Source organism: Paludibacterium flexuosum (genome assembly GCF_037076605.1).
Classification (GTDB): Bacteria; Pseudomonadota; Gammaproteobacteria; order Burkholderiales; family Chromobacteriaceae; genus Paludibacterium.
Window position 1 is genome coordinate 1,170,876 of sequence record NZ_AP029060.1, and the last position, 12,552, is coordinate 1,183,427.

A 12,552-nucleotide genomic window follows, 5' to 3' on the forward strand; every position below is an offset into this window, starting at 1 on the left:
GCCTGCGGCCCCTGCCCGGATGACGGGCAGGGCCTGTTCACTTTTCCGCCGAACCACGCACATGAATCGCTACCCACTCTGGAAGTACATCATCATCGCGGTGGCACTCGTCATTGCGACGATCTACACCCTGCCCAATTTCTACGGTGAAACGCCTGCTGTCCAGATCTCCAGCTCGCGCGAATCCATCCCGGTCGATGCCGCGCTGATGGGCCGTGTCGAAGGCGCCCTGCGCGCCCAGGGCATCACCCCGGACGGCATGCTGCTCGACAACAACAGCCTGAAGGTGCGTTTCCACGATCCGGATACCCAGATCAAGGCGCGCGACGCCATCCAGCACGACCTGGGCGACAGCTACATCATCGCGCTCAACCTGCTGACGGCCTCGCCCGACTGGCTGTCCCGCCTCAAGGCCTACCCGATGTTCCTCGGCCTCGACCTGCGCGGCGGCGTGCACTTCATGCTTGAAGTCGACATGAAGGCCGCCATCGACAAGACCATGGAACGCTATGCCGGCGACATCCGCCGTGCGCTGAAGAAGAAAGACGTCCGCTACGGCAGCGTCAAGCACATCGGCAACACCATCGAAATCCAGCTGCGTGACGCGGACACCCTCGCGGCCACCTCTGACGTGGTGTCGCGCAACCTGTCCTCGCTGACCCAGACCCGCGACAACAGCAACTTCAAGCTGACGCTGAGCCTGTCGCCGGACGAAATGACCCGCATCCAGAACGATGCCGTCAAGCAGAACATCACCACCCTGCACAACCGTGTCAACGAACTGGGCGTCGCCGAGCCGATCATCCAGCAATCCGGCCCGAACCGCATCGTGGTCGAACTGCCGGGCGTGCAGGACACCGCCAAGGCCAAGGACATCCTGGGTCGTACCGACACGCTGGAAGTGCGCATGGTCGAAGACGACCAGGCCAAGGTCAGCGCCGCCATGGCCGGCAATGTGCCGAGCGGTTACGACCTGATGGACGAAGCCACGGCCAACGGCAGCGACAAGATACTGGTCAAGAAGGAAGTCGAACTGACCGGTGACAATATCAACGACGCCCAGCCGGGCTTCGATGAAAACGGCGCCCCGTCGGTCAACATCAATCTCGACGCCACCGGCGCCGACATCTTCCGCCAGGTCACGGCAGAAAACGTCGGCAAGCGCATGGCGATGATCCTGGTGGAAAAGGGTCGCTCCGAAGTCGTGACCGCCCCGGTCATCCGCACCGAAATCGGGGGTGGCCGCGTGCAGATCTCCGGCAGCATGAGCCCGGCTGAAGCACGTGACGTGTCCCTGCTGCTGCGCGCCGGCTCGCTGGCTGCGCCGATGAACATCGTCGAAGAGCGCACCATCGGCCCGAGCCTCGGCAAGGAGAACATCGAAAAGGGCTTCCACTCCACCCTGTGGGGCTTTGCCGCCATCGCCGTCTTCATGCTGATCTACTACCGCGTGTTCGGCGTGATCTCGGCCATCTCGCTGGCCGTCAACCTGTTCATGCTGGTGGCGCTGCTGTCGATGATCCAGGCCACGCTGACCCTGCCGGGTATTGCTGCCATCGCGCTGGCGCTCGGCATGGCCATCGACTCCAACGTGCTGATCAACGAGCGGGTACGTGAAGAACTGCGCAACGGCATGCCGCCGCACTCGGCGATCCAGGCCGGTTACGACCATGCCTGGGCGACCATTCTCGACTCCAACATCACCACGCTGATCGCCGGCCTGGCGCTGCTGATCTTCGGCTCCGGCCCGGTACGCGGCTTCGCCGTCGTACACTGCCTCGGCATCATGACCTCGATGTTCTCGGCAGTTCTGGTATCGCGCGGTCTCGTCAACCTGTGGTACGGCCGTCGTCGCCGTCTCACCTCGATTTCGGTGTAAGGGACCCAGACATGGAATTCTTCCGCATCAAAAAAGACATTCCCTTCATGAGCTACGGCAAGATCACCACGGCGATCTCGCTGCTGACCTTCGTGCTGGCTGTCTTCTTCCTCGCCACCCGCGGCCTCAACTACAGCGTTGAGTTCACTGGCGGCACGGTGATGGAAGTGCAATACGACAAGGCGGCCGACCTGCCGGACGTTCGCAACCGCGTCGATGCCCTCAAGCTGGGTGAGTCCACCATCCAGACACTGGGCACCTCGCGCGACGTGATGATCCGTCTGCCGAACCTCGGCGCCAAGTCGTCCGCCCAGCTCTCCAACGAAGTACTGCAGGCACTCAAGCAGGGCGGCCAGCAAGTCGAACTGCGCCGCGTCGACTTCGTCGGCCCGCAGGTCGGTGAAGAGCTGGTACAGCACGGCCTGATCGCCGTCAGCATCGTGTGTCTGGGCATCATGCTCTACCTGGCGCTGCGCTTCGAATGGCGCTTCGCCGTGTCGGCCATCATTGCCAACATGCACGACGTGGTAATCATCCTCGGCTGCTTCGCCCTGTTCCGCTGGGAGTTCTCCCTGACGGTCCTGGCCGGCGTACTGGCGGTGCTGGGCTACTCGGTGAACGAGTCGGTGGTGGTGTTTGACCGGATCCGCGAAAACTTCCGCAAGGCCGGCATGCGCAACCACACCGTGGCAGAAATCATCGACAACGCCATCACCTCCACCATGAGCCGAACCATCATCACCCACGGTTCGACCGAAACCATGGTGCTGGCGATGCTGCTGTTCGGTGGCCCGGCCCTGCATGGTTTTGCCACGGCCCTGACCATCGGCATCCTGTTCGGCATTTACTCGTCGGTGCTGGTCGCCAGCCCGATCGTGCTGTGGCTCGGCGTCTCGCGCGAGAACCTGGTCAAGCCGCCCAAGCAAAAGCAGGAGGCGGTGGTTTAACGCCCACCCCTCCCCGACTGGCCGGCATCCCTGATGCCGGCCATTTTTTCTGATACTTCGGAGCCGTCCACGCGATGCAATATGTGACCTTTCTGATCGACTTCATCCTGCACATCGACCAGCACCTGCCGCCGCTGATTGCCGCCTATGGCCAACTGATCTACCTGATCCTGTTTGCCATCGTCTTCAGCGAAACCGGCCTGGTGGTCACACCCTTCCTGCCGGGCGACTCCCTGCTGTTCGTGGCCGGCACCCTGGCCGCCACCGGCGACATGAGCCTGGCCACCCTGATGGTCGTCCTCGCCATCGCCGCCATCCTCGGCAACCAGGTGAACTACCTGATCGGCCGCTTCTTCGGCCATAAACTGTTTGCCAATCCGAATTCGAAAATCTTCCGCCGCGAATATCTCGATCGCACCCATGCTTTCTATGACAAACATGGCGGCAAAACCCTGATCTTCGCCCGCTTCATGCCGATCATCCGCACCTTCGCCCCCTTTGTGGCCGGCATTGGCGAAATGCCGCTCCTGCGTTTCAGTCTGTTCAACCTGGCAGGTAGCCTGCTGTGGGTCGGCCTGTTCTGCGGCGCCGGCTACCTGTTCGGCAACATCCCGCTGATCCGCAAGAACCTCGAACTGCTGATCCTCGGCATCATCGTGCTGTCCTTCCTGCCGGCCATCATCGGCTATCTGCGTCACCGCAAGGGGCAGTAAGCATGCGCCCGATCCGTCGCCTGCCCGACCACCTGGTCAACCAGATCGCCGCCGGCGAGGTCGTCGAACGACCGGCCTCCGCACTGAAAGAAATGCTGGAAAACAGCCTGGACGCCGGGGCCGACAAGATCAGCGTCGATCTGGCCCAGGGCGGTATCAAACTGATCCGCGTGGTGGATAACGGCAGCGGTATTGCCGCCGACGACCTGCCGCTGGCACTCGACCGCCACGCCACCAGCAAGATCGCCTCGCTGGATGAGCTGGAACAGGTAGGCACCCTGGGGTTCCGCGGCGAAGGTCTGGCCAGTATTGCTTCGGTATCACGCCTGACCCTGATCAGCCGCCCGCAGGATGCCGCACACGCGCACCAGATCATCGCCATCGACGGCCGGCTGCATCCGGTCGAACCCGCCGCTCATGCGCCCGGTACCAGCGTCGAGTGTGTCGATCTGTACTTCAACACCCCGGCACGGCGCAAATTCCTCAAGTCGGACAATACCGAATACGCGCACTGCGCCAGTGTGTTCGAACGCATTGCCCTGGCGCGGCCGGATGTCGAATTCCTGCTGCGCCATAACGGCAAGGTGGTCTGGCGTCTGCCGCAGCAAAGCCGCGCCGAGCGCGTCGGCGCCCTGCTCGGCCAGGATTTCCTGCAGGCCGCCCTGCCGGTCGAGCATGTCGCCGGCCCCCTGCAACTGACCGGCTTCATCGCCGATCCGACCTACTCCAAGTCGAGCCGCGACGCCCAGTTCTTTTATGTCAATGGCCGCTTCGTGCGCGAAAAAACCGCCCAGCATGCCCTGCGCCAGGCCTACCGCGACGTTTTGCACCACGAACGCCACCCGGCCTATGCGCTGTTCCTGACCATGGATCCGGCCGCCGTCGACGTCAACGTCCACCCGACCAAGATCGAGGTACGCTTTCGCGAGTCGCAGGCCATTCACCAGTTCCTGTTCCACAGCCTGAACAAGACCCTGTCCGGCAGCGCCGGCAGCCGGGTCGAAGCCGCCGCCACGCTGCCAGCAGGCAGCCCCCCGGTGACCGCCACAGGCCCGGAGACCCCGCGCCCGCCACAGCCTGCCCCCCGTGGTCAGGTTTTCGTGCAACAACCCATGGCCCTGCATGTTGGCGGCGATGCCGGCGCGGTTTACCAGAAGCTGTTTGCCGGTGTCCGCGAAGAAGAGCGCGCCCTGGCGCCGGCGCTGGCGCAACCGTCCCCCGCCTATCGTACGCCGGATCTGCCCGACAGCGATGAAGGCATCCCGCCACTCGGTTTTGCCCTGGCCCAGCTGCATGGCGTCTACATCCTGGCACAGAGCCAGGACGGCCTGATCGTGGTCGACATGCACGCGGCCCACGAGCGCATTGTTTACGAGCGGCTGAAACAGGCACTCGACCATGAAGGCATCCCGACCCAGCCCCTGCTGCTGCCGGTCTCATTCGGCGCCAGTGCACAAGAAGTCGCCAGCGTCGAAGAGCACAAAGAAGGCCTGATGCGACTTGGCCTGGAACTGGCCGCCCTGTCACCGACCCAGATCGCCATCCGTGCCGTACCGCAATGGCTCAACGACGGCAACCCGGTCGATCTGGCACGGGCTGTACTGGCCGATGTACGCGAATTCGGCCTGACGCGTGTCATGACCGAACGCCGCAACGAGCTGCTGGCTACCATGGCCTGCCACGGGGCCGTCCGCGCCAACCGCCAGTTGACCCTGACTGAAATGAACGCCCTGCTGCGCGACATGGAGGCCACCGAGCGCTCCGGCCAGTGCAACCACGGCCGGCCGACCTGGAGCCGACTGAGCATGAAGCAGCTCGACGAGCTGTTCATGCGGGGACAATAAGCATGCAAGACAAGGTATTGATGCTGATGGGGCCGACCGCCAGCGGCAAAACCGCCCTGGCGCTGGCACTGGCACAGCACCTGCCCATCGAGATCATCAGCGTCGATTCGGCGCTGGTCTATCGCGACATGGACATTGGTACCGCCAAGCCCAGCCGCGCCGAACAGGCCAGCTGCCCGCACCATCTGATCGACATCATCAGCCCGCTGGAAAGCTATTCCGCCGCCCAGTTCTGCAGCGATACCGAGCGGCTGATCGACGAGATCCACGCCCGTGGCCACATCCCCCTGCTGGCCGGCGGCACCATGCTCTATTACAAGGCTCTGCTGCAGGGCCTGTCCGAACTGCCCCAGGCCGACCCGGACCTGCGCGCCAGGCTGGATGCCGAAGCCGCCGAGCACGGCTGGCCGGCCCTGCATGCCCGACTGGCCACACTGGACCCGGTCACCGCGGCACGGCTGCAGCCAGGCGATGCCCAGCGCATCCAGCGCGCACTGGAAGTCTGCCTGTTGAGCGGGCAGCCGATGTCATCCCTGCTGGATGCCGAAGCACAGCGCCCGCAACACCGCTGGCAATCGCTCAACCTGGCGCTGGTTCCCGCCGAGCGCAGCTGGCTGCACGAGCGGATCGCCCGGCGCTTCCAGCAAATGCTGGCCGATGGCTTCCTCGACGAAGTCAGCCGCTTGCGCCAGACCTACCCCGACCTGCACCCCGGACTGCCGTCGATGCGCTGTGTCGGCTATCGCCAGGCCTGGGAATATCAGGATGGACACTGCAGCCATGAAGAGATGGTAGCGCGCGGCATCGCCGCCACCCGCCAGCTATGCAAACGACAACTCACCTGGATCCGCTCGCTGGAGACCATCCCGGTCAACGCCCAGTCCGACCAAACCAGCGAACAGGTGATCCGTGCCTGTAACGATTTCCTCGCCGGACGGACGATCTGCCCGGATCTACGCTGGCAGGGGGCCTACTAGCCGCCACCCTTTTTTGAAGAGGCAAAATCCGATTGCCAGGCCACAATCTGCTCTGGATGAGCGAAGAACACCAGATCATCACCATCCGCATGCAAATTGAGATCGGGATGCCTAGCTAGCAACCTGGACTGAATCTCGACATGGGCATCCCGGAATGCACCCAACTGCTCAATGCCGGGCTTGGTCAGTGACGCTGCTGCCGCTTGTTGAACACGATCATATAATTCACTCCGTCGGGCGCTGGGCGAATGTTGCGAGGGAACAAACGGATGCTTCTCCGCCATGGCCTCGCCAATGGGAAAGGTTTCTGCAAAGGTGTGATAAGCACCAAAATTCATGAATGCAGCGATCCCCAGTGTTGCGGGCATCACCACATGAGCCTGACCATACAGGGATTTGTCACTCAAGGAATGCAGCGCCAACAAGATGTCGCAAGTCCCTCCCGATTGGGCTCCTGCCGCAGGTAGTCCTTTCTGGCTGGATTCCAGAGCACTGGTGCCGAACAGCTGCCAGCGATTGACTCCGGTACCATGAAACAGCCTGTGCCGATCCAGCAAACCCTCCATGCCCAGCTGCTGATAAGGCAAAGGAATCTGCAACCACTCCTCCTCCGACATCGTGAAAGGTCGTGTCAAATCTTCAATTGGTGCGCCCTGACGGGGAATCGCATTGATATGGCGGTTATTTTCACCCAAAGCAGCCGTCAGCGCCGCTTGTTGGGCGGGGTAAGCCGGGTCGACCTTCTGCACCACCAAGCCAAAACCGAGACCATAGCGCGCGGCATCTTCGTACACACCCTTCACCGGGTACAAACTTTCTCCATCCTGAATCAGCGGCATACGCTCACTGCGTGCCCGACTGATCTGAAGATCAAACAACGGGGTACGGGTCATGGCAGCAAACTGCCTGAAACGGTCCGAAAAGTCAGTGCAGGCCATGCCGCTCTCGCTCAACAGCATCTGGCAAGCTTTCCGGTTTTCTGCCATATGAACAGCATACTCCTGAGAGGCCGAAGGGATATCAACTGGATTCATCAGTTGCCACAGCGTGGTGCCAAATGCACTCAGGGCGCGGATCTTGGTCATCAAGGGAAGGTAGTTGTCCGGCATGTCCGGCACCAAAGGCTGTCGGAGAGAATGGAGCAGCCAAGACTGAAAAGGCTGCATCTGCGACATTTGCCGACCAATCTGATCAGTTTTTGCCGACAGCGCAGAAAAAACCTGAGTAAGAACTGCTGACAAGGACTGCGTTTTCCCCTGGAAAAACACCTGCTGCTGCCCGGCCGAACCAGAGGCATCCAGACCAATGGTCAATACCTTGGACAGCTTTGCTGCATAGCTGTTATAAACCTGGCCCACCTGGCCCGCGTGATCAAGGATGGCCATACTGGCCCCGGCCTCAAAGAACTTGCTATTGGCGATCACCTGCTGTTGAGCACTACTCAGGCTGACGCCCTGTTGCTCACTCAGCACTTCAGCGGGGGTCCCCTCCGCACTCATGGCCCGTATTGAATGCAATGCCCCAGCCTGTCTTGCTACGAATATTGACGTCACAGCAGTAGTTCCCGGTTTAGACAGAAAAAACCACTATCCACCGCTCATCGACATTGCCGAATCAGAGAGATCCAATTTGTACACACCACAAAAAAGCAAAACCCCGGCTAACCGGTAATGCCGTTCACTTAACACAGTGAACGGCATTTTTAACATTCCAACCAGTCATAGATGTCTAGTCCCGGACCAGGGCCTGTCCGAATTTTTGTGTAAACGGGGTTTGGGTTACGCCTGTGGAATGCGTTCCTCGAACTGAATGGTAAAGCGAGTCAGTGCTGCCTTCCAGTCCCGAATCGGCATGGTCCACTTCTGACTGATGTTCCTCAGCGCCAGGTAGAACAGTTTTAGCAACGCCTCATCACTCGGGAACGAGCCCCGATTCTTGGTCAGCTTTCGCAGGCTCATATTCACCGACTCGATGGCATTGGTGGTGTAGATCACTTTCCTGATCTCCGGCGGGTAGTCGAAGAATGGCGTCAGCCGAGCCCAGTTGCGCCGCCAGGACTGACCAATCGGCAAATACTCGTCATCCCACTTGTCCTCAAACTCACCGAGCCGCTGTTCAGCTTCGTCGAGGGGGGCCGATTGATAGATTTGCTTCAGGTCGGCGGCCACTTCAGCACGCCGCTTCCACGACACGTAGTTCAGGCTGTGCCTAACCATGTGCACGATGCACAACTGCACCGCTGCCTTTGGGAAGACTGCCTCGATAGCCTCCGGGAAACCCTTCAGGCCATCGACGCAAGCGATAAAGATGTCCTGTACGCCCCGGTTGCGCAGTTCGGTCACGACCTGAAGCCAGAACTTGGCTCCTTCCGTCTGAGCCAGCCACATCCCCAGTACCTCCTTCTCTCCAGCCAGGGTAATGCCAACGGCGAGATAGACGGCTTTCACACGTACAGCCCCCTCACGTACTTTCACGTGAATGCAGTCGAGATAGATGATTGGATAAACCGAATCGAGAGGGCGAGCCTGCCAGGCTTTGACCTCTTCGCTGACGGCATCTGTGATGGAGGAAATCAGGCTGGGAGAGACCTCTGTGCCATACATTTCTTCCAGATGGGCCTGAATTTCCCGAACAGTCATACCCCGGGCGTAAAGCGAGATGACTTTGTCGTCGAAGCCGGTCCAGCGGGTCTGGTGCTTGGGGATGAGGAGTGGCTCGAAGGTGCCCTGGCGATCACGTGGCACCTCGATAGGTAATTCGCCGAACTCGCCCTTGAGGGTCTTGCGGCTCTTGCCGTTGCGGGTGTTGCCGGATGGATTGAGCACTGGCTCGTGTTTGCTGTGGCCGAGGGGTGCTGCCATTTCGGCATCCAGCGCTTTCTCGACCAGCAGTTTGGTGAGCTGTTTGAGCAAGCCGTTCTCGCCGATGAGGTCTTCGGGCTTCTGGTAATCGGCCAGCAAGCTGTCCAGTCGTGCGTCAGGGACGTCGTGTTTCTTCGAGCTCATTGTGTCTCCAGACTAGGTGGCAGTTTCCTGCCAAATGTCCGTTTACACAAAATTCAGTACACGCCCAAATCCGGTTTGTTTCCCAATCGTCGGACAAATCAGGGTGGTCTGATCAGCAAAATGTCGGCTTGTTCAGACCTTCCCTAAGTGAACGGCATTACCGGCTAACCGGGGTTTTAACCAATACAGTCGGCGGCCTCTTATCGAACCGCGACCAGCTTGATCTCCACCTTCCACTCCGGCTTGGCCAGTTTGGCCTGCACGGTGGCGCGTGCCGGCGTATGGCCGGCCGGCACCCAGGCATCCCAGGCCACATTCATGGCGTCATAGTCGGCCAGATCGGCCAGAAAGATCGTCGTATCGACAATCTTGCTCTTGTCACTGCCCAACTCGGCCAGCAGCGCGTCGATCTGGGCCAGCACATCGGCGGTTTGCGCCGTGGCATCGGCATCGGTATTGCCCGGCACCTGACCGGCAAGGAAGATCAGACCGTTGACCACAACGGCTTCGGACAGACGGGGACCCGGTTGATGGCGGTAAATCGTCACGCGATGCTCCTGAAAAAGTGAATGGGACAGCCCGATTCTAGCGTCATTAAGCGGCCAAGGCACGATCCAGCGCGGACGCCAGATCACTGCGCAGATCTTCCAACCCCTCGATGCCGACCGACAAACGCAGCAGATTGTCGGTCAGGCCGATTTTCTGCCGGTGAGCCGGATCCACCGCGGCATGGGTCATGGTGACCGGGTGGCACACCAGGCTCTCCACCCCGCCCAGGCTTTCCGCCAGGGTAAACAGCTTGAGGCCGGCCAGGAAGCGACGCACCGCCTGCTCATCCCCCTTCAGATAGAACGACACCACACCGCCATAACCCTTCATCTGCTGTCGTGCCAGCTCATGCTGCGGATGACTTTCCAGGCCGGCATACAGCACCTTTTCCACCGCAGGGTGCGTCTCCAGCCAGCGCGCCAGTGCCAGGGCATTGGCGTTATGCCGCTCCATGCGCAAGGCCAGCGTACGCAAGCCACGCGTCACCAGAAAACTGGGGAACGGATCCAGGACCGCGCCGGTGGCGTTATGCAGATAGGCCAGCTTTTCTGCCAGTTCCGGACGGTCCTTGCCCACCACGGCCACACCGGCAACCACATCAGAATGACCATTCAGATATTTGGTCGCCGAATGCAGCACGATGTCAAAACCATAATCCAGCGGACGCTGCACCACCGGTGAGGCAAAGGTGTTATCCACCACCGACAGCAGGCCGCGCTCACGCGCCAGCTTGCCGACGGCTGCCAGATCCACCAACTGATTGAGCGGGTTGGACGGCGTTTCAATCCACAACAGGCGCGTTTCCGGACGAATCGCCGCGGCCAGCGCAGCCACATCGTCGGCTGGCGCATAGCTGACCGTCAGATTGGCGCTGATGCCGCGTACTTTTTCGAACAGGCGGAAAGTACCGCCATACAGATCATTCACCGCCACAACATGACTGCCGGCGGGCAACAGATCCAGCACCGTGGCAATCGCCGCCAGCCCGGAGGCAAAGGCATAGCCCTGCGCCCCGCCTTCCAGCTCGGCCACGGCACGCTCCAGCGCCTGGCGCGTGGGATTCTGCGACCGCGAGTATTCGTAACCGGTATGTTCACCCGGGCCGTACTGGCGATAGGTTGAGGTGGCATAAATGGGGGGCACCACCGCACCATAGGGATCGGCAAACGGATCGGACAACAGTCCGGCAGTGATGGAGAGGGTGTGGAAGTCAGTCATGGGGCATCCCGGGCAACAGCATTAGAATGGGATTTAATATAACCTTTGGTTATTTTATTGAAAAGCAACTATCGGAAATATCCATATAACCAAATCCCCGGACAAGAAAAAAACCGCCTCGGCAGCACCGAGGCGGTTTTTTATGTCCATGCCCCAATCAGGCCAGCGCGACGCGGCGCAGATCGAAGGCAAAGCGCTCCAGCGCGGCAATGCCGCTGGCTTCGGCACGAGCGCACCAGTCATGCAGTTCCAGCAGCAGTTGCTCGCGCGTCAGGTTGGAGCGCAGCCAGACGCGACTCAGCTCCTGGCGCATGGCGTAGACCTTGGCTGCCAGCGGGCTGTTGGCCAGAAGCTGCTGCAGCTCTTGACGCTCTTCCTCGGGAGTCTGCTGGGCTTCCTGCTTCAGCCAGCGCTTGAACTTGGCCGGCAGATCGGCGGCCTGCAACTCCGGCAGGGCATCGCGCACCCGCAGCAGTTCATCCTGGCAGGCCGACGCCAGCTCGCGGGCGAAACGAGCCGCCAGCGCATAGCGATTGGCCACAATCGCCTGCAGGCGCTCGGCATCCATCGGCAACAGCGAGCCTTTGCATTGCAGCTTCGGCGCAACCTTGCGCACCTTGGCCAGACCAACCGCCGACATCATGCGGATATACATCCAGCCGATATCGAACTCGAACCATTTATGCGACAGCTTGGCCGAGGTGCCGAATGTGTGGTGGTTGTTGTGCAGTTCTTCGCCACCGATCAGGATGCCCCAGGGGAAAATATTGGTCGAGGCATCTTCACACTCGAAATTGCGGTACCCCCAGTAATGACCGATGCCGTTGATCACCCCGGCGGCAAACAGCGGAATCCAGATCATCTGGACACCCCAGATCAGCAGGCCCGGCAGACCGAACAGCAGCAGATCGATGCCCAGCATCAGGAAAATACCCTTGCCATTGTGCGCGGTGTACAGCTTGCGCTCGATCCAGTCATCCGGCGTGGCGTGACCGTACTTTTCGATGTCGTCACGGTTGCGGCAGGCAATGCGATACAGGCCGGCCCCCGTAAACAGCACGCGCTTGATGCCATACACCACCGGGCTGTGCGGATCATCGGCGCTTTCGCAGCGGGCGTGGTGCTTGCGGTGCACCGCCGCCCACTCCTTGGTGACCATGCCGGTGGTCAGCCACAGCCAGAAGCGGAAGAAATGGCTGACCAGCGGATGCAGGTCCAGCGCGCGGTGCGCCTGGTGGCGGTGCAGGAAGATCGTCACCGAGGCGATGGTGACGTGGGTCAGCGCCAGTGCGGCAATCACATAGCCCCACCAGGGCAGGTCGATCAGACCAGAAAAAATTGCGGTCATGCTTATCAGGTTCCTCGAGACTTGGGAGTAAAAATCAGGACAAAAAGGTTTGCAGCGAATGATTCTTGTTTA

10 protein-coding genes are annotated in these 12,552 nt (G+C 60.8%); 5 read left to right on the top strand and 5 right to left on the bottom strand.

The features are described 5' to 3' along the window. Positions 1-61: 61 nt before the first annotated feature. From secD to miaA, 5 genes are all read left to right on the top strand, one after another. On the top strand, positions 62-1,879 hold the full coding sequence (secD, locus tag AACH39_RS05550; RefSeq protein ID WP_215781993.1) for a protein translocase subunit SecD: 1,818 nt from the start codon (positions 62-64) through the stop codon (positions 1,877-1,879). 11 nt (positions 1,880-1,890) lie between these two features. Beyond that, a complete protein-coding gene (gene secF, locus AACH39_RS05555; protein ID WP_215781992.1) occupies positions 1,891-2,826 on the top strand; it encodes a protein translocase subunit SecF in 936 nt (311 codons plus the stop codon). 74 nt (positions 2,827-2,900) lie between these two features. After that, positions 2,901-3,539: a DedA family protein gene (locus tag AACH39_RS05560; protein WP_215781991.1), complete on the top strand. Its 639-nt coding sequence runs from the start codon at positions 2,901-2,903 to the stop codon at positions 3,537-3,539. A gap of 2 nt (positions 3,540-3,541) precedes the next feature. Further along, positions 3,542-5,383, top strand: coding sequence for a DNA mismatch repair endonuclease MutL (gene mutL, locus AACH39_RS05565; RefSeq protein ID WP_338621066.1), 1,842 nt, complete (start codon positions 3,542-3,544; stop codon positions 5,381-5,383). A gap of 2 nt (positions 5,384-5,385) precedes the next feature. Further along, entirely contained in the window at positions 5,386-6,360 is a 975-nt protein-coding gene (gene miaA, locus AACH39_RS05570; RefSeq protein ID WP_338621067.1) for a tRNA (adenosine(37)-N6)-dimethylallyltransferase MiaA, read from the top strand. On the opposite strand, the gene AACH39_RS05575 is transcribed toward miaA, so the two are convergent. The 5 genes from AACH39_RS05575 to AACH39_RS05595 all read right to left on the bottom strand — a co-directional run bounded on the left by AACH39_RS05575 (position 6,357) and on the right by AACH39_RS05595 (position 12,480). Further along, entirely contained in the window at positions 6,357-7,859 is a 1,503-nt protein-coding gene (locus tag AACH39_RS05575; protein ID WP_338621068.1) for a hypothetical protein, read from the bottom strand. The two genes, miaA and AACH39_RS05575, sit on opposite strands and share 4 nt — an antisense overlap. A 279-nt stretch (positions 7,860-8,138) precedes the next feature. Then, positions 8,139-9,365, bottom strand: coding sequence for an IS256 family transposase (locus AACH39_RS05580; protein ID WP_338621069.1), 1,227 nt, complete (start codon positions 9,363-9,365; stop codon positions 8,139-8,141). A gap of 200 nt (positions 9,366-9,565) precedes the next feature. Next, the gene (locus tag AACH39_RS05585; protein ID WP_215781987.1) at positions 9,566-9,913 is read right to left on the bottom strand and encodes a RidA family protein; all 348 of its coding nucleotides are present in this window, start codon (positions 9,911-9,913) and stop codon (positions 9,566-9,568) included. Positions 9,914-9,959: 46 nt separating this feature from the next. Then, a complete protein-coding gene (locus tag AACH39_RS05590) occupies positions 9,960-11,132 on the bottom strand; it encodes a PLP-dependent aspartate aminotransferase family protein (protein ID WP_338621070.1) in 1,173 nt (390 codons plus the stop codon). Between the two features lie 157 nt (positions 11,133-11,289). Then, entirely contained in the window at positions 11,290-12,480 is a 1,191-nt protein-coding gene (locus AACH39_RS05595) for a fatty acid desaturase (RefSeq protein ID WP_338621071.1), read from the bottom strand. Positions 12,481-12,552 lie beyond the last annotated feature (72 nt).